19 protein-coding genes are annotated in these 25,784 nt (G+C 40.1%); 8 read left to right on the top strand and 11 right to left on the bottom strand.

Annotation, left to right across the window (positions count from 1 at the left end; genetic code table 11):
• The first annotated feature begins 251 nt into the window (after positions 1 to 251).
• Complete coding sequence (gene asnS, locus H5079_RS04085; RefSeq protein ID WP_011328294.1) at positions 252 to 1,649, top strand: asparagine--tRNA ligase; 1,398 nt, start codon at positions 252 to 254, stop codon at positions 1,647 to 1,649.
• 292 nt (positions 1,650 to 1,941) lie between these two features.
• Here asnS and H5079_RS04080 read toward each other — a convergent pair whose 3' ends face one another.
• The gene (locus H5079_RS04080) at positions 1,942 to 2,868 is read right to left on the bottom strand and encodes an electron transfer flavoprotein subunit alpha/FixB family protein (protein WP_182683480.1); all 927 of its coding nucleotides are present in this window, start codon (positions 2,866 to 2,868) and stop codon (positions 1,942 to 1,944) included.
• The gene (locus H5079_RS04075; RefSeq protein ID WP_011328296.1) at positions 2,869 to 3,618 is read right to left on the bottom strand and encodes an electron transfer flavoprotein subunit beta/FixA family protein; all 750 of its coding nucleotides are present in this window, start codon (positions 3,616 to 3,618) and stop codon (positions 2,869 to 2,871) included.
• Positions 3,619 to 3,837: 219 nt separating this feature from the next.
• Between H5079_RS04075 and H5079_RS04070 the strand changes: the two genes are divergently transcribed.
• The 5 genes from H5079_RS04070 to H5079_RS04050 all read left to right on the top strand — a co-directional run bounded on the left by H5079_RS04070 (position 3,838) and on the right by H5079_RS04050 (position 9,629).
• Positions 3,838 to 5,484 carry an electron transfer flavoprotein-ubiquinone oxidoreductase gene (locus tag H5079_RS04070; protein WP_182683479.1) on the top strand — a complete coding sequence of 549 codons (1,647 nt, stop codon included), beginning with the start codon at positions 3,838 to 3,840 and terminating at the stop codon, positions 5,482 to 5,484.
• Positions 5,485 to 5,605: 121 nt separating this feature from the next.
• The gene (locus tag H5079_RS04065) at positions 5,606 to 6,070 is read left to right on the top strand and encodes an acyl-CoA thioesterase (protein WP_011328298.1); all 465 of its coding nucleotides are present in this window, start codon (positions 5,606 to 5,608) and stop codon (positions 6,068 to 6,070) included.
• Between the two features lie 261 nt (positions 6,071 to 6,331).
• On the top strand, positions 6,332 to 6,901 hold the full coding sequence (locus H5079_RS04060; protein ID WP_011328299.1) for an outer membrane beta-barrel protein: 570 nt from the start codon (positions 6,332 to 6,334) through the stop codon (positions 6,899 to 6,901).
• A 204-nt stretch (positions 6,902 to 7,105) separates the two neighbouring features.
• Complete coding sequence (tsaA, locus tag H5079_RS04055) at positions 7,106 to 7,810, top strand: tRNA (N6-threonylcarbamoyladenosine(37)-N6)-methyltransferase TrmO (protein ID WP_041454438.1); 705 nt, start codon at positions 7,106 to 7,108, stop codon at positions 7,808 to 7,810.
• A gap of 94 nt (positions 7,811 to 7,904) precedes the next feature.
• A complete protein-coding gene (locus tag H5079_RS04050) occupies positions 7,905 to 9,629 on the top strand; it encodes a proline--tRNA ligase (protein ID WP_182683478.1) in 1,725 nt (574 codons plus the stop codon).
• A gap of 121 nt (positions 9,630 to 9,750) precedes the next feature.
• Here H5079_RS04050 and H5079_RS04045 read toward each other — a convergent pair whose 3' ends face one another.
• The 4 genes from H5079_RS04045 to H5079_RS04030 all read right to left on the bottom strand — a co-directional run bounded on the left by H5079_RS04045 (position 9,751) and on the right by H5079_RS04030 (position 15,838).
• Positions 9,751 to 12,810 carry an ATP-binding protein gene (locus H5079_RS04045; RefSeq protein WP_182683477.1) on the bottom strand — a complete coding sequence of 1,020 codons (3,060 nt, stop codon included), beginning with the start codon at positions 12,808 to 12,810 and terminating at the stop codon, positions 9,751 to 9,753.
• 229 nt (positions 12,811 to 13,039) lie between these two features.
• Entirely contained in the window at positions 13,040 to 14,248 is a 1,209-nt protein-coding gene (locus tag H5079_RS04040; protein ID WP_182683476.1) for an ABC transporter permease, read from the bottom strand.
• The gene (locus tag H5079_RS04035) at positions 14,241 to 15,029 is read right to left on the bottom strand and encodes an ATP-binding cassette domain-containing protein (RefSeq protein ID WP_182683475.1); all 789 of its coding nucleotides are present in this window, start codon (positions 15,027 to 15,029) and stop codon (positions 14,241 to 14,243) included. The genes H5079_RS04040 and H5079_RS04035 overlap by 8 nt, the downstream gene beginning before the upstream one ends.
• Positions 15,026 to 15,838, bottom strand: coding sequence for a DUF3025 domain-containing protein (locus tag H5079_RS04030; RefSeq protein WP_011328305.1), 813 nt, complete (start codon positions 15,836 to 15,838; stop codon positions 15,026 to 15,028). Before H5079_RS04030 ends, H5079_RS04035 begins: the two co-directional genes overlap by 4 nt.
• A 116-nt stretch (positions 15,839 to 15,954) precedes the next feature.
• Between H5079_RS04030 and H5079_RS04025 the strand changes: the two genes are divergently transcribed.
• Together H5079_RS04025 and H5079_RS04020 are read left to right on the top strand one after the other, a co-directional pair.
• Positions 15,955 to 17,580: a M28 family metallopeptidase gene (locus H5079_RS04025; protein ID WP_089368342.1), complete on the top strand. Its 1,626-nt coding sequence runs from the start codon at positions 15,955 to 15,957 to the stop codon at positions 17,578 to 17,580.
• Between the two features lie 121 nt (positions 17,581 to 17,701).
• The gene (locus tag H5079_RS04020; protein ID WP_182683474.1) at positions 17,702 to 18,874 is read left to right on the top strand and encodes a putative manganese transporter; all 1,173 of its coding nucleotides are present in this window, start codon (positions 17,702 to 17,704) and stop codon (positions 18,872 to 18,874) included.
• Positions 18,875 to 18,950: 76 nt separating this feature from the next.
• Here the strand turns inward: H5079_RS04020 and H5079_RS04015 are convergent, their stop codons facing one another.
• The 5 genes from H5079_RS04015 to pgm form a co-directional block, all read right to left on the bottom strand.
• Positions 18,951 to 20,525 carry a dihydrolipoyllysine-residue acetyltransferase gene (locus tag H5079_RS04015; RefSeq protein ID WP_011328308.1) on the bottom strand — a complete coding sequence of 525 codons (1,575 nt, stop codon included), beginning with the start codon at positions 20,523 to 20,525 and terminating at the stop codon, positions 18,951 to 18,953.
• A gap of 8 nt (positions 20,526 to 20,533) precedes the next feature.
• Complete coding sequence (locus H5079_RS04010; RefSeq protein WP_182683473.1) at positions 20,534 to 21,511, bottom strand: alpha-ketoacid dehydrogenase subunit beta; 978 nt, start codon at positions 21,509 to 21,511, stop codon at positions 20,534 to 20,536.
• Positions 21,511 to 22,725 (bottom strand): thiamine pyrophosphate-dependent dehydrogenase E1 component subunit alpha, encoded by a 1,215-nt coding sequence (locus H5079_RS04005; RefSeq protein WP_011328310.1) that lies wholly within the window; start codon positions 22,723 to 22,725, stop codon positions 21,511 to 21,513. Before H5079_RS04005 ends, H5079_RS04010 begins: the two co-directional genes overlap by 1 nt.
• A 264-nt stretch (positions 22,726 to 22,989) precedes the next feature.
• Complete coding sequence (gene astE / locus H5079_RS04000; RefSeq protein ID WP_011328311.1) at positions 22,990 to 24,045, bottom strand: succinylglutamate desuccinylase; 1,056 nt, start codon at positions 24,043 to 24,045, stop codon at positions 22,990 to 22,992.
• A 97-nt stretch (positions 24,046 to 24,142) separates the two neighbouring features.
• Positions 24,143 to 25,780 carry a phosphoglucomutase (alpha-D-glucose-1,6-bisphosphate-dependent) gene (gene pgm / locus H5079_RS03995; protein WP_011328312.1) on the bottom strand — a complete coding sequence of 546 codons (1,638 nt, stop codon included), beginning with the start codon at positions 25,778 to 25,780 and terminating at the stop codon, positions 24,143 to 24,145.
• Between the last annotated feature and the right edge of the window lie 4 nt (positions 25,781 to 25,784).

Raw genomic sequence — 25,784 nt, 5'->3', positions numbered from 1 at the left:
ATGTTCATAATGCCACAAAATGGGTAAACATAAGAGCAACAAATAACAATACTCACATTTAGGCCTTAAAACTGTATAAAAATAAAGCGCATTTATAAAAATTTTTAAAGAGTTGCCCACAATAGTTTTTTTATCTTACTTTACTAGGTAAGATACAGGGTTCAAGTGCAGCGCCGTTTAAGAGCAATTTTGCCAGCGTGTGGTGCGTAGTTAAATTATATAGTTAGGCAACTTATATCATTGGAGTGAAGATGAGCCATTTAGCGATTTCAGAGCTATTAAAAGGCAAGGTATCGGTAGACAGCCAAGTTACAGTAAAAGGCTGGATCCGTACTCGCCGCGATTCAAAAGCAGGAATTTCATTTTTAGCCGTTCATGACGGTTCGTGTTTTGATCCTATTCAAGCGGTAGTTCCTAATTCACTTAATAATTATGATGAAGTCACTAGCCTAACAGCCGGTTGTTCTGTGTCGGTTACCGGTGTTTTAGTGCAATCTGCTGGCCAAGGTCAGTCTTATGAGATTCAAGCTAACTCGGTTACTGTATTAGGTTGGGTAGAAAACCCAGATTCGTACCCTATGGCTGCAAAGCGTCATAGTATTGAGTACTTACGTGAGCACGCTCACCTTCGCCCTCGTACTAACATGATTGGTGCCGTAACCCGTGTACGTAACTGTTTAGCTCAAGCTATTCATCGCTTTTACCATGAGCAAGGTTTTTTATGGATAAGCACCCCTATTATCACAGCAAGTGACTGTGAAGGCGCAGGTGAAATGTTCCGTGTATCAACGCTTGATATGCAAAACTTACCGCTTACCGATAAAGGCGAAGTAGATTACAGCGAAGATTTTTTTGGTAAAGAAGCATTTCTTACTGTATCTGGCCAGTTAAATGGTGAAACTTACGCGTCGGCAATGTCAAAAATTTATACGTTTGGCCCAACCTTCCGCGCAGAAAACTCAAATACTTCGCGCCACCTTGCCGAGTTTTGGATGGTAGAACCTGAATTAGCATTTGCTGATTTAGAAGATATTGCAAAACTAGCAGAGCAGATGTTGAAGTATGTGTTTAAAGCCGTACTAGAAGAGCGACGCGATGACATGGAATTTTTTGCACAACGTGTAGAAAAAACAGCCATTACTCGCCTTGAAGAATTTGTAGAAAAAGACTTTGCACAAGTTGATTACACCGAAGCGGTAGAAATATTAAAAGCCTGTGGTAAAAAGTTTGAGTACGCTGTTGAATGGGGCGTAGATTTACAGTCTGAACACGAGCGTTACTTAGCAGAAGAACACTTTAAAGCACCGGTTGTTATTAAAAACTACCCACGCGATATTAAAGCGTTTTACATGCGCCAAAACGAAGACGGTAAAACCGTTGCCGCAATGGACATAGTAGCGCCAGGTATTGGTGAGATCATTGGTGGCTCACAACGTGAAGAGCGCCTAGATATTCTCGATGCTCGTTTAGACGAAATGGGCTTAAACAAAGACGACTACAGCTGGTACCGCGATTTACGTAAATACGGTACTGTGCCGCACTCAGGCTTTGGCTTAGGTTTTGAGCGTTTAGTTGCTTATGTTACCGGTATGGGCAACGTACGTGACGTTATCGCCTTCCCTCGTACTAAAGGCAGCGCAACGTACTAATACGTTAACGCTTACTGTGTACCATAGTAAAAACCAGCCGATGGCTGGTTTTTTTATGCCTAAGTAACCTGAGCTCCGGATAAAAAACGTATCTCAAGCAGCTATTTTCAGCGCTAACTGCGTTGAATTTTCTTGCAATAGGCCAGTCAGGTTAAGTGAATAAGTATCTTAGGTTTATTAAGTTTATTAGGTTTATTAGGCACAATCAAAAGCCGCAGCATCATAAAATGATATTGCGGCTTTTAATTTATCACTATAACTATAAATACAAATATAATTTTTAGTTATTAACTTATAGAGCTTGCTCTAGCTGTGGTAAAACATCAAACAGATCGGCAACTAAACCGTAGTCTGCAACCTGAAAAATAGGTGCGTCTGGGTCTTTATTAATTGCGACAATTACTTTTGAGTCTTTCATACCGGCTAGATGCTGAATTGCACCACTAATACCCACTGCAATGTACAAGTTTGGCGCTACAATTTTACCTGTTTGCCCTACTTGCATGTCATTTGGTACAAAGCCTGCATCAACTGCTGCGCGCGAAGCACCAATAGCAGCGCCTAACTTGTCGGCTATTCCGTGTAATAAACTAAAGTTTTCGCCATTTTGCATACCACGACCACCTGAGATAACCACAGTAGCTGCGGTTAATTCTGGGCGCTCTGATTTAGTTTGCTCATCGCTTACAAAGCTGCTTAGCGCAGAATCGGATACCGTATTAACTGCCGTTATTGGCGCGCTTGCTTGCTGTGTTTGTAAGTCGAAGCTACTAGCACGTACAGTGATAACTTTTTTGCTATCGAGTGACTTAACCGTGGCAATTGCGTTGCCCGCATAAATAGGACGCTTAAATGTTTCTGCGTCAACAACGTCAATAATTTCTGAAATTTGTGCAACATCAAGCAAGGCTGCAACGCGTGGCATAAAGTTTTTACCTGTAGTGGTAGCACTTACCACTATGTGGCTATAAGAATCAGCAAGCGATAGCACTAAATCTGCCATACTTTCAGCTAATTGGTGTGCATATACTGCGTTATCTGCTACCAGTACACTGGCTACGCCATTAATAAGCGCAACTTCTTCGCTTAGTACACCTAGGTTTTCGCCCGCAATAAGCACATCAATAGGAAAACCAAGTTTTGCTGCTGCGTTAATTGTTTTTGAGGTTTCTGGTTTTAATACACCGTTATCGTGTTCTGCTATTACAAGTGTTTTCATTTAGATTACCTTCGCCTCTGTTTTTAATTTTTCTACAAGTTGCGCCACGTCCTCAACTATAATACCGGCAGTACGTTTAGCTGGCTCTTCAACGCTAATTAATTGCACACGGGCCGTTAAATCAACACCCAAAGTATCGGCTGCAATAACCTCAAGCGGTTTACGTTTCGCTTTCATTATATTTGGCAGCGACGCATAACGTGGCTCATTTAAACGTAAATCGGTAGTTACAATAGCCGGTAAATTAAGCGCTACTGTTTGTAAGCCGCCGTCAACTTCACGGGTAACATTAACTTTTCCATCAACCACTTCAACTTTTGAAGCAAACGTACCTTGGCCACGTTTGGTTAATGCAGCTAGCATTTGGCCGGTTTGGTTATTGTCTGAATCAATTGATTGCTTACCTAAAATAACTAATTCTGGTGCTTCTTGTTCTACAATTTTTGCAAGTAATTTAGCAATGTGCAGCGACTCTAACTTTTCATCGGTTTCGATGTGAATGGCTTTGTCGGCGCCTAGGGCTAATGCCGTACGTAACTGTTCTTGCGAGGCTTTTGGGCCAATTGTTACGGCAATAACTTCGCTTGCTGTACCCGCTTCTTTTAAGCGAATCGCTTCTTCAATTGCAATTTCGCAAAATGGGTTCATCGCCATTTTTACGTTGGTTAAATCAACGTCTGTTTTGTCTGACTTAACTCGCGCTTTTACGTTGTAATCTATAACTCTTTTTATTGGTACGAGAACTTTCATATGGACTCCATCGTTATTTAAACCTACAAGCTGACGTGCACGTCAACCTATTTATTTTATGAAATCAGACTACTGTCTATTGACGTAAACATCAACCTAAAATAACCTTTAAACATTCACAACCCATAACTTTTTATTAGCATCTATCAAATGGGTTATGTATTTCATTAACGTGTAGTTAAATATAGGGTACGTTAACCATTCGAATAAGAGGTATTTATGATCACCCGGGAAACCATGGAATTTGATGTAGTTGTTGTAGGTGCAGGCCCAGCGGGTCTTGCATGTGCAATAAAACTGGCACAACAAGCGCAAAATAAACAACAAGAATGCATGATCTGTGTCGTTGAAAAAGGTTCAGAAGTGGGTGCTCATATACTCTCTGGTGCCGTGTTTGAAACCAAAGCGCTGGATGAATTACTGCCAAATTGGCAAGAGCTCAACGCCCCTGTAACCACCAAAGTAGCAAAGGATGAAATTTACTGGTTTAACAACGAACAAAAAGCCACCGCTATTCCGCACTTTGCCACACCAAAAACCTTTCATAATGATGGCAATTATATTGTCTCTATGGGGAATGTTTGTCGCTGGTTAGCTGAGCAAGCAGAAGCACTGGGAGTCGAGATTTTTCCTGGGTTTAGTGCGCATTCGCTTATTATTGAAGACGACACAGTAAAAGGCATTATTACTGGCGATATGGGCCTTGATAAAGACGGCAACGAAAAAGATGGTTACATGCCTGGCATGGAGCTACGCGCTAAATACACCGTATTTGCCGAAGGTTGTCGTGGTCATTTGGGCAAACAACTCATTAATGAATTTGCCCTCGATGATGAGTCATCACCGCAGCACTATGGCTTAGGCTTAAAAGAAATTTGGCAAATTGATGAAAGTAAGCATCAATTAGGCACAGTAGTGCACGGTACAGGCTGGCCATTACAAGGCGATACTAACGGCGGCGCATTTATGTACCACTGTGAAAACAACCAAGTTGTGGTAGGACTGATTGTTGATCTCAACTACTCAAACCCGCATTTAAGCCCGTTTGATGAGTTTCAGCGCATGAAACACCATCCTGTGTTTAAAAATGTATTAGCAGGCGGCGAACGTGTTGCTTATGGTGCTCGTGCTATTGCTAAAGGCGGTTTGCACTCATTACCAAAAATGCATTTTCCTGGTGGGTTATTGGTAGGCTGCGATGCAGGTACGCTTAACTTTGCAAAAATTAAAGGTAATCATACTGCAATGAAGTCGGGTATGGTGGCAGCTGAAGTTATTTTTAAAGCATTAGAAAATGAGCAAGCAAATACCAACTTAAGCGAGTTTAAAGACGCGTTTGAGCAATCTTGGGCTTATAAAGAATTGCAGCAATCACGTAACTTTGGCCCTGTTATGCACAAGTTAGGTAAGTTTGTTGGTGGCGCATATAACACCCTAGATCAAAATATTTTTAATGGTTGCTTGCCATTTACCTTTAAAGACAACACCCCAGATCACGATACTTTAGTTGATGCGGCGGATGCCGATAAAATAGTGTATCCAAAACCCGATGGTAAACTCAGTTTTGATAAGTTGTCGTCGGTATTTTTATCAAATACTAACCACGAAGAGTCACAGCCGTGTCATTTGCAATTAAAAGATCCGAGTATTCCAATTGCAGTAAACTTAGTTAAATTTGATGAACCAGCGCAGCGCTATTGCCCTGCTGGGGTTTATGAAATTCAAGAAATTGCTGGCACTAAAGAGTTTGTGATTAACTCGCAAAACTGCGTGCATTGTAAAACCTGCGATATTAAAGATCCGAGCCAAAATATTACTTGGGTAACTCCGGAGGGGACTGGCGGGCCAAATTATCCTAATATGTAGTTATTATTGTTAATAAAAAGTAGGTTTTTACATATAAATTATAAACCTACACTAATTTGCAGGGGCTTGTGCCCCTGTTTTGCGCTATGCTTACCCTAGTTTTTATAAAAGAGAATTAGTTATGCCGTCGTCAAAAGTTGTTTTTCGTTTTTTAGCAGAGCCTACTGATGTAAATTTTGGTGGTAAAGTGCATGGTGGAGCCGTCATGAAGTGGATTGACCAAGCTGGCTATGCATGTGCTGCAGGCTGGAGTGGCCATTACTGTGTTACCGTATCTGTTGCTGGGGTTAAGTTTAGACGCCCTATTTTAGTAGGCCAAATTGTTGAAGTGGAAGCTAAAATAGCCCATACCGGTAAAACCAGTATGCAAATATTTATTCAAGTGCGTTGTGGCGACCCTAAAACACAAAATATGGTTGAAACCAACCACTGTGTAATTAGCTTTATTGCTATGGATGAAACCGGTTACCCAGTAGCTGTGCCTTCTTTTAAAGCGATTACCGAAGAAGATTTAAAATTAGAAAACTACGCTATAAAAATGAAAGAAATTGCAATAGAGACGGAAAACTTACTGCATAAGGTATAAGTAACTAAAGTGTGCCTGTAAAAACCTCACACTTTTTGTAAAACATGCAATTGAGCTTAGAAAGTAACAACTAATAAAAGTTCACTGCTGTACACGTATCATACAAATGGCCATAAAAACCAATACTAAAGTAGGTTTTTATGGCCGTTTTTTTATGTTTTTAATAATTGGCATGCTCACTGCACCTACCTTGATGACGTTTGATTTAATTACATCTTATTTTTTCAAGCATTTGATTTTTATTATTAAAGGAGCTAATTCATGATTAAAACACTTTCTCTTTCTACACTTGCTTTAGTAACACTGGGTTTTAATACTGCAGCTAAGGCTGATATTGCTGATTTCGATTCTCCACGTATCTACACGGGTGTTGGTTACGGTCAATATTCTTTTGAATTTGAAGACAGTGACAAAGACACTGACTTTGACGACGATGCACAAATGCTAAAAGGTTACGTTGGCGCACAATTTAACGAGTATTTAAGCTTAGAGCTTGCTTATCAAAACTTTGATGAAGTAAGTGATGTGGACAGCAAAGCTGAAATTGATGGCGTATCGCTTGCCGCACGCTTGGGCTACCCTATTACAGAGAGTTTTTCTGTGTATGCAAAAGGCGGTTGGCTTGAGTGGGATGCAGAATACACACAAGATTTACCAGTAGGTTCTGTTTCAGCTTCTACAGATGGTGGTGATGCGTTTTACGGTGCAGGTATTGAATATGCACTTACAACAAACGTTCAATTTCGTTTAGAGTATGAACGCTATAAACTTGATGACGATATTGACCCAGATATGGATGTAGCGTCTGTATCAGTGCAGTACATGTTTTAATTAAACCCTAAAACGTGTGTAAAAGGTAAGCTTAGGCTTACCTTTTTTGTTTTGAGTGGTTTAAACGCACATGCATATAAACCACTTAGTCTAATCAATACCTTTTAGACTAGGCTTCTATGAGTAATAAACTCACTTACAAGTAATGCCATAAACGCTAAATATGGGTAGAATAGCGCTCTATTTCATTTGCACCCGAGTACTATGAGCGATTATACCATTTCGGCTATTGGCCACATTCAATCTCCTTATAAACAAAAGTTTGCTATACCTAGGCAACCTCGTTTAGTGCCAGAAGCTAAAGCAAAGCTTATTTTTGCGCCTGACTTTAATCGTGAAGAATTTGTACGCGGGCTCGATGAGTTTAGCCATATTTGGCTGCTATTTCGTTTTCATGAAACAGCCGACAAAGGCTATTCAGCTATGGTGCGCCCGCCTCGTTTAGGTGGTAATGCCCGCAAAGGCGTGTTTGCCACGCGAGCCACTTTTAGGCCTAACGCCATTGGTATGAGCGCGGTAAAACTAGAAGGTATAGAGTATAAAAATGGCCAACTGAGCTTATTACTCGCCGGAATAGATTTACTCGATGGCACACCAATAATCGATATAAAGCCTTACTTACCCTATTCTGACTCTATGCCAGAGGCCAGTGCGGGGTTTGCCGACACCCGCCCAGAAACCCACATGAGCGTTGAATTTACACCTGAAGTACTAGATTTTATTGCGCAGCAAACGCAATATCCAGATTTACAGGCGTTTATAAGTAATGTGCTAAAGCAAGATCCTCGCCCTGCTTATAAAAAGCAAAAAGACGGACAGCAAAGCTACGGTATGACTTTGTATAACTATAATATTTGCTGGCAAGTTAATGAGTCGCATAATTTAGTTACTAGTATAGAAAATACCTAAATAATTTATCACTTAGCGCTTTAGTGTAAATGCAACCGCTGGTAGACTGAAGCCCTTACAATATGTACATAATTACTCTAATTTCGGAAACAACATGCGTACCAGTCAATATATACTCGCCACACTTAAAGAAACGCCTTCGGATGCTGAAATTGTATCGCATCAATTAATGCTTAGAGCCGGTATGATCCGTCGTGTCGCTTCGGGTTTATACACTTGGTTACCCACTGGGTTACGGGTACTTAGAAAAGTAGAAAATATCGTACGTGAAGAAATGAATAAAGCCAATGCGATTGAAATGCTGATGCCAGTAATTCAACCAGCAGATTTATGGGAAGAATCAGGTCGTTGGGATGAGTTTGGTCCTGAACTTATGCGTTTTACCGATCGTCATAATCGTACCTTTGCGCTTGGCCCAACTCACGAAGAAGTGATCACTGATTTTGTTCGTAAAGAAATTAGCAGCTATAAACAGCTACCAATTTCTTTATACCAAATACAAACTAAAGTGCGCGACGAACGTCGTCCGCGTTTTGGTGTAATGCGCGCCCGCGAATTTACAATGAAAGATGCCTATTCATTTCACTTAAGTGATGAGTGTTTAGATGCAACGTATCAAGTAATGCACAAAGCGTATTGTAATATTTTTGAGCGTTTAAACTTAGACTACCGCCCTGTTATTGCCGACACGGGTTCTATTGGTGGTAGCGTATCGCATGAGTTTCATGTACTTGCAGAATCTGGTGAAGACGCTATTGCATTTAGTGATGGCAGCGACTACGCAGCAAATATTGAAAAAGCAGAAGCACTTGCACCAAGCGAGCCACGTCCAGCTGCAACAAAAGAGCTTAAAGCGTTTCCAACGCCTGACGCTAAAACAATTAACGAGCTTAAAAAGCACTACGGTGTTAAACCACATCGCGGTGTTAAAACATTAATCGTTTACGCTACGCCTGATGAAAACGGGGTACGTGGTTTAGTTGCGCTAGTTTTACGCGGCAATCACGACCTTAACGAACTAAAAGCTGAAAAACACCCGTTAGTAGATTCTCCGCTTGAAATGGCAACAGAGGCAGACATTGTTGCTGCTATTGGTGCAAAACCTGGCTCATTAGGCCCGGTTGGCCTGTCTATGCCAATTATTGTTGATAGAAGCGCTAACATACTAGCTGACTTTGTTGCCGGCGCTAATAAAGACGACGAGCATTACAGCGGCATTAACTGGGATCGTGATGTAACTGATTATGAAGTTGCTGATATACGTAATATTGTAGAAGGCGATGCAAGCCCATGTGGCCAAGGCACTTTACAAATTAAACGTGGTATTGAAGTTGGCCATATTTTCCAACTTGGCACTAAATACTCACAAGCAATGAAGGCTGGCGTATTAAACGAATCAGGTAAAAACCAAATAATGACTATGGGTTGTTATGGTATTGGTGTGTCGCGTATTGTTGCTGCAGCAATCGAGCAAAACAACGACCAATACGGTATTATTTGGCCACAACCAATTGCACCGTTTGATTTAGCTATTGTGCCTATGAATATGCATAAGTCGCATCGCATTCCAGATATTGCTAACAACCTTTACCAAGGCTTAAAAGATGCTGGCCTTGATGTGTTATTTGATGACCGTAAAGAGCGCCCTGGCGTTATGTTTAACGACATGGAATTAATTGGCGTACCATTTACATTAGTTATTGGCGAGCGCAACCTTGATGAAAACAAAGTTGAACTTAAAAACCGCCGCACTGGTGAAAAGCTAATGATTGATATTGATACAGCAATCGATGCAATTAAAGCAGCTGTTAAAGGTTAAGCATAAAATACACTTAACTATAAATAAAAAAACCGCTTTAAAGCGGTTTTTTTATATTAAAATATAATTACTTCAGCTAAAAAAAGGTGACTTATTAAAAGCCGCCTATTTCGCTTTAGTGTTAACTCAACCACGTAATAAGCTTGTCTTTTAACGTTTGCGGCTTAATTGGTTTAGTAATGTAGTCGTTCATACCGGCCGTTAAACAACGCTCTCTGTCGCCTTCCATTGCACTTGCTGTCATCGCAATGATAGGCACATGAATATATTCTATTCCGGCTTTGGCGTTTCTAATTTCGCTGGTGGTATCGTAGCCGTTTAAATTAGGCATTTGGCAATCCATTAAAATAACGTTAAAAGGTTTCTGTTTATTACTCTTTAACGCCTCTAAAGCTTCAAGACCGTCAGATGCACAGGTGATTTTAACTTTAGTGTGCTTTAAAATCGCTTTAGCCACTTCTATGTTGATCATATTATCGTCAACTAAAAGTACATGATAAGCTGATAAGTCTGCATCTACAGGCTCTTCAATTAAGCTCTTTGGTGGGGTAATAACAAACTCACTACTGGCACCGAATAAACTCGCTAATTTGTAACTAAACTCATCTTGGGTAAGCGGTTTATTTAAAATATGTAGATGATCCGGAAATACTTTTTTCGATTGTTTGTTCATCACCATATCACGCAAAATTAGTACATATTTTTTATCGTACTGTTTGCAAAAGCTAATCAGGGCATTAACTTGTGGATGGTCGTCGTCAATAATTAATAAGTCCGCTTCAAACTCATCATGCTCACTAAAGTAATCTAACCTAACAATATTACTTTTATCTACTTTGCATGTTTGCAGTAATAAATCACACACATTGTTATACACATTATCGCGAGCAATTAATGCAGCAACATCAATACTGGTAGCAAGCTCAATACCGGTATTTAGCTTTTTCTGGGGTGCTACATGCAGCTCAACGGTTGCAGTAAAGGTGCTCCCTACCCCTTTTTCGCTTGTTAGCGATATATTACCACCCATTAATTGCGCTAGCTTTTTACAAATTGATAAACCCAAGCCGGTACCGCCAAAATGGCGTGTGGTACTTGAATCTTCTTGGGTAAACACTTCAAATAGTTTATCTATATTTTCAGCTGCTATGCCAATTCCAGTGTCTTTAACCGCAAAACTCATCTGTAATTTAGTATCGGTAATGTATTTAGAGCCTATGGTTAAGCTAACTTCACCTTTGTGAGTAAACTTAAAAGCATTATTAACCAAATTAATTAAAATTTGCTTAAGGCGATGGCTGTCACCTACTACCATACGATCAACAATATTGTGGGTGTGTAAAAATACTTCAAGTCCTTTGCGTTGCCCTTGTAGCGCTAATGAGTTAATCATATCGCTGCACACAGTAACAACATCAAAGCTGTGATTATCAATATCGAGCTTACCCGCTTCTATTTTTGAAAAATCTAAAATATCATTAATTAAATTCATTAAAGAATTAGCACTGCTATTTGCAAGTTTTAAATAATGATGCTGTTGCTCTGATAAGCCATCTTCTTTAAGCATTTCTAGCATGCCTAATACCCCGTTCATAGGGGTGCGTATTTCGTGAGAAATATTAGCTACAAAGTCACTTTTAGCTTGGCTTGCTGCTAATGCTTCATCTATTGCGCGTTCAAGCTCTCGGGTTCTTTGCGAAACTTTAAGCTCTAAAGTGGTATTAACTCCCTCAAGTTCAGCCTGAATATTTTTAAGCGAACTTATGTCTCTTAAAATAGCCGCAACTTGATAACGCTCATTAAACACATCATAAATACTGCTGAGGGTTATTGAGTAGTAGTATTTATTGCCCGAACTGTCGGTGTGCATGGCTTCAAAGGGCATTTTAGAGCCATTTTTAATGGTTTCTCTTATGCATTGCTCATCTTCTTTATTTAAAGTAAATAAAGAAATAAAATTTACGTTATCACTCTCTAGTATATCGCCAAACACTTGCTTAGCTGTGTTATTAAATTGCACCACTTTACCCGACTCTGAAATGCTAAAAATAGCATCTAAGGAGTTTTCTATTACTCTGTTATTTTGCTCTTTTAACGAGTGAATAAGTAACTTTCGGTTTATAAAGCGCTGATACAGCATGGTCATAACTAAAAACACACCAAAAAATACAGCTAATGTAGTAATAAAGCTTTGGCGTCTCTCGCTCACTTTTGCTAATAATGTTTGCGTATCTACACTCACAGCAAGCTCGAGTGGCAGCATGGCAATATCATTACCAAAATAAATACGCTTTTGCAGTGTGTATTGTTGTGGGTAGTTATTTAACGGCAGCGTTTTGTCTGCAGCCATATTTTGCGCGCCAACAGACTCTTGCTCCCAGGTTCTGCTTTTATTAAACTCAAACCCAAAGCGCAGCTCTGGGTTTGGATGATATAAAAACTCACCTTGGTTATTCATTAAATAAATTGCAGTGCCTTGCGGAGACTCAAAAGTGAGGCTTTTAAATAATTGTTCTGCATAATAATTCGTAACTAAAACCGCAGAAACCTGTTTGTTTTTGTCAAATACAGGTTTTGCTACCCGAAAGGTACTGATATAAGGCTGCTGAATCTTACCATTTTCACGGTTGTAATTTATTGGTGAAATATAAACAGTGTGCTCATCAAGCATACTGGTTTTAATAACGTAATCTCGTTGGCCTTTTTGTTGTAATTGCTCGCCTTCGAGTATGGTAATTTTGCCTTGCTCGGTCCGATCAACCCTTACGACTTCTTGCCCGCCTTCTGCTAGCATTATATAACGCGCTTGTAATATGCTTTCGTCGGTGCGCATAAAGCCAGAAAATATACTCGCTAAGCGATTTTTCCAAATGGCCATAGGCGTTGCAGATGCTGGATCTGACAATTGATTTTCACTAGCGCGTGATATTGCTTTTATAGGTGGGGTTGCATCTAAAAATCGAATGGCGTTAACGCTGTCGGTAAAGTGTTTTTTTAACGATAATGTTTTAGTTTCGAGTTCGCGTTTTAGCTCTATTTGCGCCGTGTGATAAATTTCACTTCTTACTTTTTGCTCAAATATATACATTGAAGGCAACGCAATGATCATAAAAATCATTACGGCAAAAAGTATTAGCTTATTACTTTTTGCAACTCTAGATAAAAAATTTCGTTTTAACATTTACTATTACCTACACTATAGTACTTACATAAGTAGTCTAGATTGAGAAACAATAAACCTCAAAATTAATTACTTACCTCTTTTATTTGCAATAAAGAGTGCCAAATTATGAAGTGTATTCTACCACTACCATTGCTCTTAATGAAATAAACTAAACGCTATTTATATTTGTTTATAAATGAAAAAGGCAGCGAGTGCTGCCTTCAAAACTTAAAGCTTTGTCTATTAACTATCTAAATAACACATCTTCGCGGTTAAACCATTTAACGCAAAAAGCTAATAAAATACCGGCAATAATAGCTGTAGCTAAAAATATTAGCCCTATTAGCGTGTAATCTACTGTGCCTTTAACTATTTCTTTTATTGCTAACGCTACATTAGTGACAGGAATAAACGCTGTTTTAACAGTGAGTTCCACATTTGGCATTAAGGCAATTATTACCGGAAAAATAACGCCCAGAGATAACGGTGTCATGTAGTTTTGCGCTTCTTTAAAGGTACGTGCGTAAATTGAAATAGCTAACGCTAGCGCAGAAAATATAGCCGCCAGTGGTAACAGTAATACAAAAATCATTAATAAATCAGAAACGGCTAAGCTACTAAATGCAACTTTAATAAATTCAAGATCCGCAAAAGTAATCGCCAAGGCTATCCACACTCCCATACTCAGCACAGTAATGGTTGTAGAGGCAATCGAAGTAGTTAAAAGGGTAATAAATTTACCTAAAACAAGTTGCGTACGGGTGATAGGTGTTAACAACAATGTCTCTAGGGTGCCACGTTCTTTTTCGCCTGCTCCTAAGTCAATGGCAGGATAAGTTGCTCCCATTAATACTAAAGGTACTAATAAGTACGGTAAAAACCCACCTATTTTTTCACCTAAGTTTTCACGTTTATCGGCGGTATCTACTTTTATAACTTCAATTGGTTCTAGTATTGCTTTTTGCGTTGCTTCGTCAATGCCAAAACTAAGCAGCTTTTGTACTTGTAACGCATCGCTGTATTCTTGCGCTAGCTCTTTCACCCGCTGAAACAAAAAGTTAATAGACTTAGCGTCGTTAAACACTACCTGCCATTTGCTTTGCTGTGCATTATTTAACGTTTGCTGTGCATTGCTTGGTAAATAAATGCCCATATCAATATCGCCAGCAATCACTGCGGCTTTAAGCTGTGCAACACTATTAAAGGTTTTAGTGCCTTTATACTGCTCAAAACTTTTATGGTAAAACACTTTGTCGGTAAACTCTGGCGCATAGTCGCCGTTTACAATAGCGTAGGTATTTACTTTTTGCTCTGCATCCATAGCTGCTTGTGCGCTAATAAAGGCAACAACGGCAAAAATAAGTGGGAACACTGCAACTGGCACAGCCACTACAAATATGAGCGTTTTTTTATCGCGTAGTAACTCTCTTAATTCCTTTTTAAATACTTCAAACATCACGTTTCTCCGTTAATATGTCCATAAACGCTTGGTTAAGTTCTTCACTGTTACCTGTTTGTTTAAACTCTTCTACAGTGCCATCAAAACAGCTTACGCCTTCGTTAATCACTGCTACGCGGTCGCACAGTAAAGCAACTTCATCTAGGTGGTGCGTTGAAAAAACAACCGGTGTGCCTTGCGCTTTTAAACCTTTTATAAAGTTAATTACCGTTTGTGTGGTCATAATATCTAACCCGGTCGTTGGCTCATCTAAAACCACTACAGCAGGATAATGCACTACTGCGCGGGCAATATTGGCTTTTTGTTTCATTCCGGTTGAGAGGTTTTCTGCACGCTTATCTATAAATTTATGCATATCGAGCAAGGTAAATAGCTCTTCGCAGCGTGTTGCAATATCTTTTTTGCTCATGCCATGGAGTTTTGCAAAATATTCGATGTTTTCTTTTACGGTTAAACGCCCGTATAAGCCGGTTGAACCCGATAGAAACCCAATCGATTTACGCCCCAGCAATGGCTTTTTTATTATGTCGTTACCGGCAATGGTAATACTGCCGGCATCGGGTTTTAAGGCAGTAGAAATCATTCTTAACGTGGTGGTTTTACCTGCGCCATTTGGTCCTAGCAGTCCAAGTACTTCGCCTTTTGCACAACGAAAGCTAACATCTCTAACTGAATGAAAATAATCTTTATCTTCGCGCGGGTCTATTTCATCTACTTTGTTTTTTTTATGATCTTTAGTTAGCTTAAATTTCTTTTTAAGGCCAATAACTTCTATCATGTTCGTATCCTTCGTTTTTCTCTAAAGTAATCCGTATTATTATAAAATGTGTCGTCGGTGTTGTCCTCATGCCACCCCGGAACACCTAGTAGTGGTAAAGGTGAAAGGAGTTTATTGTCGGCTAAACACTGATCGGTTTTTATCATCTCATAAAGTCTTTGATCTAGGTACTGGTATTGGGTAACTAAATCTTTACAAAATATTTCATCGGGTACAGTTACAAACAACGCTTTACCCGTTAAACCAATATAGGGTTTAGTTAGCATTTCGTAATTTGCATGGCCAAACATAAATGGTTTGATGGTTTTTCCCCACTGCGCTCTATGCTCAACAAACGCTGTTTTCCATTGATGATCGCGCAACCACTGTTGCCATTGGGTATTGCTAATAGCCAGTACAACACCGCATTCGTCAAATAAGGTTAGGGCATTGCGATGTTTGGTACGCTGCTTTGTGCCATGTACTGCAATATCTGCTACATGGCGTTGATTAATAAGCGCTTTGGTTTTAGGAAATAAACACCAAATAAAGCCACCAAATAAGTCGTGCCAATTTTCAGTACGCGTAGGCACCTGCCCTGTTTCAAAAATAACTTGCTCGTAATAACGCTCAGCAAAATCTATTTTTGCATCATCGACAAAGCTAATAGCCAAGTTATTGGCATTAATTGCGTTTAAGTGTGGGCTAAACCAGCTAGGCAGAGGCCAATTTTTTTGCTCATGTATATTAAACAACGTACGCAAATGCTCAAAAGCGCCGCTTTGTAAGCAGCTTGGCTGAAATTCTTCTGGGGGAGTAAAACGCTTCATTATTATTTGTACTTACTAGTTTATACCTTAAATTTTGTAACAGTTTACCGCAAAAACTGGTTCTAATTAATAGAACTTCATATACTGGGTTATCTTAAAACAAAAATAGAGCCAATATGAAACGTTATTTCTCTCTTACCCTTATCACTGCTGCCGTATTAGCGGGCTGCGCTACAACAAGTATTACCTCCGATGATGTAACTAAGGGCTACAACAGTATTCAAGCTGATGAAATTGCTAAGCATGTAAAAGTGTTAGCATCGGATGAATTTGGTGGCCGTGCCCCATCATCGCCAGGCGAAAAGCTAACGCTTGATTACCTAACAGCGCAATTTAAAGCCTTGGGTTTAAAGCCCGGTAATGGCAATAGCTTTTTACAAGAAGTTCCGCTGGTTTCGCTTGAAGCAGACTCAGACATGGTATTAAAAATTGGTGGTAAAAACTACCAATACAAAACAGACATGGTAATGGGCAGTAGTCGCATTAGCGAAAACCAAGCAATTGAAAACTCTGAGCTAGTATTTGTTGGTTACGGTGTTAATGCACCAGAGTATAACTGGAACGATTACGAAGGCTTAGATGTTAAAGGCAAAACGGTAGTAATGCTGGTAAACGATCCGGGCTTTGCAACTAAAAACCCTGATTTATTCACTGGCGATGCCATGACCTATTATGGCCGTTGGACTTATAAATACGAAGAAGCGAGTCGTCAAGGTGCAGCGGGCGCAATTATTATTCACGAAACAGCACCAGCTTCATACCCTTGGTCTGTAGTAGAAAACTCGTGGAGTGGTGAGCAGTTTGGTTTTCAAAAAGAAAACAACAATATGGACCGTGTAGCCGTTGAAGGCTGGGTAACAACAGACGTAGCCAAAGAGCTGTTTAATAAAGCAGGGCTTGATTTTGATACACTAAAAGCCAATGCTGCAAAAGGCGCTTACCACGTTGATATGGGCGATTTGACTGCCTCTATAAAGATAAAAAACACCATTAAAAAGTCTATCTCGTATAACTTTATTGCCACTTTACCGGGCAGTGAAAAACCAGATGAACATGTTATTTATTCTGCACATTGGGATCACTTAGGCACTGATAAAAACCGCAAAGGGGATCAAATTTTTAATGGCGCGCACGATAATGCTACCGGTACGGCTGGTTTAATTGAAGTGGCTGAAGCCTTTACTAAATTACCTAAGCACCCTAGCCGTTCAATGACCTTTTTAGCGGTAACCGCTGAAGAGCAAGGCTTATTAGGGTCAAAATATTATGCAGCTAACCCTGTTATTGCTGCCAATAAAACCGTTGCTAACATTAATATGGACAGCTTAAATTTATTAGGCAAAGTGAAAGATATTAGCGTGGTAGGTATTGGTAAATCACAAATGGATGATTTATTAACAACGGTTGCGCTTGAGCAAGGCAGAACAATATCTGGCGATCCTAATCCTTCTTCGGGTGGTTACTATCGCTCTGATCACTTTGCTTTTGCAAACATGGGCATTCCAGCCATGTACGCAGGTGGTGGCACGCAAGCCTTTGACGAAGAAACTGCAAACTACCGTAAGCGTATGAGCTTAGTACTGCGTGGTTGTTATCATCAACCATGCGATCGCTACCGTGATGAATGGGATTTATCGGGCGCGGTGCAAGACCTACAATTATTTTATAAAGTAGGTTTTAATATTTCTGAGCAAGAGCAATGGCCAACGTGGAACACTAACTCTGAGTTCCAACGTAAGTAATTTAATCTTATCTAATCGAAAAACTCAAATAGAGTAATCGATATAATTGCACTCAAATGATATTGATTATCATTTGAGTGCAATGTAAAGTGTAGCTTAGTTACTTACTAGGCCACACTTTATGCAATTACTCTCACATAGTGGATTTATAACAGCCAATTCAAAACGCTTTATGGGTCAAAACAAACGCTTATTATTACCACTCTTTATATTAGTGTGTTTAGCCCTACCTAATTTACGCGCTATTACTATTACTGCACTCAGTGACGCATTTTTTCAGGTCAGTGTTTTTGTAGCAGCTACCTTACTAATTTACTACTACGCCATAGCACGTTTACCACAATTAGAGCTTAGTTATTTAAGCGCTAAGTCGCCTATTTTAGAAGTTGCTTTTGCATCTGTACTAGGTGCATTACCAGGCTGTGGTGGTGCAATTATTGTTGTTACCCAATTTACAAAAGGCCAAGCCAGTTTTGGCGCTATTGTCGCGGTTTTAGCTGCAACAATGGGTGATGCGGCATTTTTACTACTTGCTACTCGCCCTACCGAAGGAGTAATTATTATGGGTATTGGCTTGGTTGTAGGAACTTTAAGCGGGTTGATAGTAAATGCTATTCATAAAAAAGACTTTTTGCGACCACTCCCACAAAAGCATAAACAACAGGTTATACAGCTACCAACAGCTATTATTAAAATATCTAAGCCGGTATGGATGGTTGCTATTGTTCCAAGCTTAATTATTGCTTTGTTAATTGCGTTTAATGTTGATTTTAACAAGTGGGATACTAATATACCTAACATTATTAGCTCTTTTGGCGCTGCAATGGCACTGTTTATTGTCAGTATTTGGGCGTATTCGTCTAAAGGAGAGAGCTATAAAGAAGTCACCGCAGAAGACGATGCATGTAAGCGTAATCCTCCCTCTAATATTACCAAGGTATTACAAGACACTCACTTTGTAACTGCGTGGGTCGTTGCGTCATTTATGTTATTTGAAATATTAGTAAATGTGGCAGGACTTGATTTAAAAGCATGGTTTTTACACTATGCGTATTTAGCACCACTTATAGCGGTATTAATCGGTTTTTTACCCGGTTGCGGGCCACAAATAATTGTTACCACTTTGTACATTCAAGGTATTATTCCATTTAGTGCTTTAACTGCAAATGCTATTTCTAACGATGGCGATGCGCTGTTTCCTGCCATAGCAATGGCACCAAAAGCCGCGCTCATAGCAACTTTTTATACTGCAATACCGGCTTTAGCCGTGGGTTATGGTTTATATTTTTGGTGAGTAAATAATACTTTTAAATACAGTAAACAAAAAACCAGCCGAAGCTGGTTTTTTTAATAACAATAAGCGCGTATGTTTAGCTCATCGCCATCATCATTACCGATGGGTTTTCTAAGTACGATTTCCAAAGGTTATTAAAACGGGCAATAGTGCCGCCATCAATCACGCGATGATCGCCAGACCAGCTCACCTGCATTATAGCTTTGCTTACCACTTGGCCGTTTTCATCAAAACGCGGTAAGTGCTGTAATTTACCCAAAGCAACAATAGCCACCTCTGGTTTATTAATAATAGGCGTCGCAATAGTGCCGCCAATTGCACCAATATTTGAAATACTAATAGTACCGCCTTTCAAATCATCTGGCGCAACACGACCTTCTCGCGCTGAGTCGGTTAAACGGGTTAAATCGTTTGCAACTTCTACAATACTTTTGCTCTGACACGATTTAATATTAGGCACTAATAAACCTATTTTTGAGTCAACTGCAATTCCAATATTATGATCGTTATAATAGGTAAGCTCGCTGCACTCATCATTTACTTTAGAGTTAAGTACTGGGTACTCTTTCATTGCAAGCGATAATGCTTTAACAAAAAACGGCATCATGGTTAGTTTAATACCTTGCGCTTTATACTGCTCTTTTAAACTAGAGCGAAGCGCAATTAGCTTAGTTAAGTCTACTTCATCACTAAAGGTAAAGTGTGGAATGGTCGAAACCGACGCCACCATTTGTTTAGCCATTGCCGCTTTTATGCCTTTAATTGGCTCTACACGTGTACCACCTGAGTGTGTAGCTGATGTTCTTTGCTCATTGCCACTGTGCAATGGTGAGGTATCGATAGTGTTAGGAACTTCGCCTTTTACAAACTCTTCTATGTCTTGTTTATAAATACGGCCATTTTTACCACTGCCCGGTACACAGGTTAAATCAACATCAAGCTCGCGTGCTTTACGACGAACCGCTGGCGATGCAACTGCTTTTTTATTCACAATTTTAGTTGTTTGCTCAGCTTTAATAGCCGCTGGTTTATCTGCTGCATTAGTTTGTGCTTTTACCACTGCTTGATTTATATCTGCATCGGCTTTAGCTGTGCGCCCTGCTACCGTCATTTGAAATAACGGGCTGTGCACTTTGGCTATTTCACCTTTTTGATAATACAGCTTATTTACAACACCAGTATATTTTGCCGGTATTTGTACCAAGGCTTTGTCTGTCATTACATCACAAACCGCTTGATCCTCAACTATTTCTTCACCTTCGGCAACTAACCAGTCAACAATTTCACACTCAACAATACCTTCGCCTATATCTGGCAAAATAAAATCTTCTAAGTGCTCGCTGCTATTATTACTGACAACCGTTTGAGCTGCTTTTTCAGGTGCTGCATCAGCTTCTTCGCTAACTGCTTCACCACTTACATTCATAGCAAATAATGGCCCATGAACCTTGGCAATTTCACCTTTTTGATAATAAAGCTTGGTAATTACCCCATCATGTACAGCGGGTATTTGCACTAATGCCTTGTCTGTCATTACATCACAAATAGGCTGATCTTCAGCCACAGTGTCACCTTCTGCCACAAGCCATTCAACAACTTCGCATTCAACTATGCCTTCACCAATATCGGGTAATATAAAATCTTTAGCCATGGTATCCCCTAAAAATCCATTGATTGTTTAATTGCGGCCAATACTTTTAATGCATCCGGTACATATTCTTTTTCAAGCGCTAACGGATACGGCGTATCTAAGCCACACACGCGCATAATTGGCGATTCTAAATGTAGGAAACATTCTTGACCAATGGTTGCCGCTATTTCTGCACCAAAGCCATTAGTAATTGGCGCTTCGTGGCTAACAATCAAGCGTCCAGTTTTAGTCACCGACTGTGAAATTGCCTCTACATCCCATGGTAAAATACTGCGTAAATCAATTACTTCGCAGCTAATGCCTTGTTCACTTGCTTGTTTGGCGGCGTCTTCTATTATTTCCATTTGCGCGCCCCACGCAAGTAAGGTCACGTCTGTACCTTGCTGTACTACCTCGGCTTTTCCAAGCTCAATGGTGTAATCTTCTTCTGGCACTTCGCCGATTGATGCGCGATATAAGCGTTTTGGTTCAAAAAACAATACCGGGTTGTCATCTTTGATTGCCGCGCGTAATAAGCCTTTTGCTTGGTACGGGTTACGCGGCACAATAACTTTTAAGCCTGGTGTATGTGCAAAGTAAGCCTCGGGTGATTGTGAATGATACAAGCCCCCTGCAATTCCGCCGCCGTAAGGTGTACGAATAGTTAAATTACCCACATTAAACTCATTACCACTGCGGTAGCGAAATTTAGCTGATTCATTAACTATTTGGTCAAAGGCTGGAAATATATAATCTGCAAACTGAATTTCTGCCAGCGCTGGAGCGCCAAAAGCCGCTAAACCATTCGCAAAACCTAAAATACCTTGCTCTGTAAGCGGGGTATTAAATACACGGTGTTTACCGTACTTTTCTTGTAAGCCTGAAGTTGCTCTAAATACACCACCAAAGTAACCCACATCTTCGCCAAAAATACAGGCTTGTGGATGCTCTGCCATAGTAATGTCAAGTGCAGAGTTAATTGCGTGTAGCATGTTCATTTTAGCCATTACTTAATTCTCCCTGCTGTAACTGGGTAGGCATCTGGATGCAGTTTTATATGCGCTTTTAGTTGCTCATATTGGCGTTGCAATGATGGAATTGGGGTATCGTAAACATCTGATATTAATTCTTCTAAAGCTGGCTTTGCCACTACTTCGGCACGTTTTAGCGCAGCTAAAATTTCTTCACGAATTGATTCTTTAGCTTTTACATCGTCGGCTTCGTTTAGCCAGTCTTGCTTAATTAGCCATTTTCTAAACTTGTCGATTGGGCATACTTGATGATTAGCTTCTTCATCTTTAGAGCGATAACCACTTGGATCGTCTGAGGTCGAATGCGCACCTAAGCGATAAGCAATTGATTCAATTAAAATTGGCTCGCCTGTGCTCACTGCAATTTCACGGGCTTTTTTAGTTGCCGCATACACTGCAAGGGCATCTGTGCCATCAACACGAATTGTTTTAATACCGTAACCAACGCCACGAGAAGCAATGCCGTCACCTTTAAACTGCTCATCTGCAGGGGTCGAAATAGCATAACCATTATTACGGGCAAAAAATATTACCGGCGCTTGATGCACTGCGGCCATATTTACACCGGCATGAAAGTCCCCTTCAGACGCTGCGCCTTCACCAAAATAACAAATAGTGATGTTATCTATAGTGCTGGCAAGCTCACCTGTTTTAGCATCTATATGTTTAATTTTTTGACCATAAGCGTAGCCAGTCGCTTGTGGAATTTGTGTTCCTAATGGCGATGATATGGTCATATAGTTTAATGCTTTAGAACCATAATGAATCGGCATTTGGCGGCCTTTGCCTAAATCCAGTTCATTAGAAAACATTTGGTTCATAAACTGATCAAGCGTAAAACCACGATAGTGAAGCGCCGCTTGTTCACGGTACTGAGCCATAATCATATCATTTTGATCAAGCGCAGCTGCAGAGGCTGTTACTGCAGCTTCTTCACCTAAACATTGCATATAAAAGCTAATGCGGCCTTGGCGCTGTGCACCTTGCATGCGCTCATCTAACAAACGTATAAAGCGCATGGTTTCGTATAATTTAATTGCGGTATGTTTTGAAATGTCGGGTGCGGTTGCACCTGGATGAATCTCGCCGTCCTCAGTTAAAATACTAAGGGTTGGAATAGTTAACGCATTGCCATCGATAAACTCAAGCTTATGGTTAATATTCAGCGATACGTTATTTGGATTACTCATAACCTACCTTCTTTTGTTGTCGATAAAACAGTGCCCATTAAATTATTATTGTGGGTTGATTGCTGCGAATAAACTTTGCAACATCTGCACTGTCTTTAATTAAAGCTGCCGACACTTTACGTTAACGTAAAGTGTTATTCAACAAATCTGTGACGAAACAAAACTAAATAGTGAGTATAAAAATGGCAAGTTAACTATACAGATATTTTACTATTTATTAATCATATAGTTAACTTATTACAACAAGTGGTCTGATCAGCTATTTTAAATAAAATTACTGTCTATCGCCATTGGCACAACGGTTAACAGCGCTCGCTGGCCAATAGCTACGTTTGCATTAGGGAAAATAATCGCCTCTCCTTGCACATCGGCGTAGTAAGGTGTATCGCCATCAGTAGCTAACAACTCACCCTTGGCAAAACCTGTGAAGTTTTCGGCCTGATCTGAAAATGGAAAACTAAATTCATTCTGCGTTCTATTTATGGTGCGGTGCACAGTAAACAACTCGAATTCATCTGCATTAAATTCTGGATATTCAACCTTATCTTGGCTAATTAATGCAGTGAGTGTTTGTTTGGTTTTTGCAAAGCGGCTCATGTCATTCTCACCAAAGGGCTTAACTTGGCCAAGCTCGACCGTAAACGAATCGGCACCATGCACAAATGATGAATAATAACTAAAGGTGGTTGCTGGGGATTTCATCATTAATACGGTATTTACCCCACAACTTAATAAAAACTGTAATTGCGACTTTTTCCACGGTTTACCATGTAAATAGGGATACACTGCAAACTTTTCGTTTTTAGAGCCACGAATTGCAGTATGTAAATCGTAATGGCAGCGGCTGCTACCTTGCTCGCCTCGGCTAAAAAAGTCACTTACGTACTGCTCTAATTTGGCTGCACGGGTACGTTCGTTATTCATTGGTACGCCGTCTACACTATGGTGGCCATTAAACAACCTGTTAAGGTTTTCTTCTACAAAACGCAAACCAATATTAATTGATTGCGGATTACCAAAAATAAATAAAGCGCGCTGCTTTAAGAGCAGCTCACCGGCGATTATTTGTTTAATTAATTCGTCGCATATTTCGATTGGTGCGGTTTCGTTTCCGTGCACTGCACTTGAGTACACTACGTCTTTGCTTGAAACAGTGGCCGGTTGAAACTCTATAACACCGGTATCATGAATAGTAACTACGGTGCCATTATTGAGGGTGAACTCCCCTGCGGCTAAGTGCCATTCGTTATTGCGGCTTAGCGTTAAAAAGTCGCCAGTTTGTTTTAATTCTTCGATGTAATCTGGAGTAGTGGCTGACATATGGATAAAAGCCCTTTGTAAAATTGAAATTATTATTATGCAATTAAAAGCAAAAACGGCTGATTAAATCAGCCGTTTTTAAGTAATATAAGCGATATTAGCTAATAACTGAGTCTACTAGCTTTTTAGCTTCTTTTTCAAGTAGTGCTAAATGCGCTTCACCTTTAAACGACTCAAGGTAAATTTTGTATATATCTTCAGTACCCGATGGACGCGCTGCAAACCAACCACTTTCGGTAACTACTTTTAAACCACCAATTGGCGCATTATTACCTGGCGCATGGGTTAGCTTTTGTAAAATAGGTTCACCTGCGAGTGTATCGGCTTTAACGTCGTCGGCACTGAGGGCTTTTAAACGCGATTTTTGCGTGCTTGTAGCCGGTGCGTCTATACGTTTATAAAGCGGCGAGCCAAATTCTTGCTCTAACTCTTTATAAAGAGCAGACGGTGTTTTACCGGTAACAGCAAGTATTTCGGCCGCTAATAAGCCCATAATAAAGCCATCTTTGTCGGTACACCAAACACTGCCATCAAAACGTAAAAATGCGGCGCCAGCACTTTCTTCGCCGCCAAAGGCTAACTTACCTTTATTTAACCCTTCAACAAACCATTTAAAGCCAACCGGTACTTCTTTTACTTTACGGCCATTACGCTCAGTAACTTTGTCGATCATGGAGCTGGAAACTAACGTTTTGCCAATTTGCACATTTGCGTTCCAGTCTCGATTTTTAAGCAAATAATCAATCGCAACCGCTAAAAAGTGATTAGGGTTCATTAAACCATCTGGCGTTACTATGCCATGGCGGTCGTAATCTGGATCGTTACCAATGGCAATATCAAAATCATCTTTAAGCGCAATAAGGTTGGCCATTGAATAAGGTGATGAGCAATCCATACGAATTTTGCCATCTTTATCAAGTGGCATAAATGCAAAACGAGGATCAACAACATCATTTACAACGCTAATGTCTAAATTATATTTTTTAGCGATAACCGGCCAAAAATTAATGCCTGAGCCGCCCAGCGGATCAACGCCAATTTTGATACCCGCTTCGCTAATGGCTTTTAAATTAACAATATTTTCTAGATCATTAATATACGGGGTCATTAAGTCTTGGTATTTAATAAACCCTGAGCGCGAGGCTTTAGCAAACGGAAATAATTCCACTTCAACTAAGTCCTCTAGTAATAACTGATTAGCTCTGTCTTCTATCCATTTAGTCACGTCGGTATCGGCAGGCCCGCCATCGGGTGGGTTGTATTTAAACCCGCCATCCTCTGGTGGGTTATGCGAAGGCGTAACTACAATGCCGTCGGCTAATTCATTTGGGTGCAGCTTGTTGTAACTTACAATAGCGTGGCTAATTACCGGTGTTGGAGTAAAGTCACCATCGTCTTGGGTGATCACTTGCACTTCGTTGGCTACTAATACTTCTATTGCCGAATTAAAGGCCGCTTCACTTAAAGCGTGGGTGTCTTTTCCTAAAAATAACGGGCCAAAAATATCGTTTTGTTTTCTGTAGTCACAAATAGCTTGAGTAATAGAGAGTATGTGCGACTCGTTAAATTTAACATCGTAGGAGCAACCACGATGCCCTGATGTACCAAATGCAACACAATGCTCTGGATTCTGCTCAAGGTCTGGCTCATTTAAATAATACGCAGAGACTAATTTAGGTACATTTATTAATACCGATTGTGGAGCTGGTTTGCCCGCACCTGGATGAATAGCCATAGTA

It is taken from the genome of Pseudoalteromonas sp. SG44-5 (assembly GCF_014164175.1).
GTDB lineage: Bacteria > Pseudomonadota > Gammaproteobacteria > Enterobacterales > Alteromonadaceae > Pseudoalteromonas > Pseudoalteromonas nigrifaciens.
This window is presented reverse-complemented; position numbering and strand designations above follow the sequence as displayed.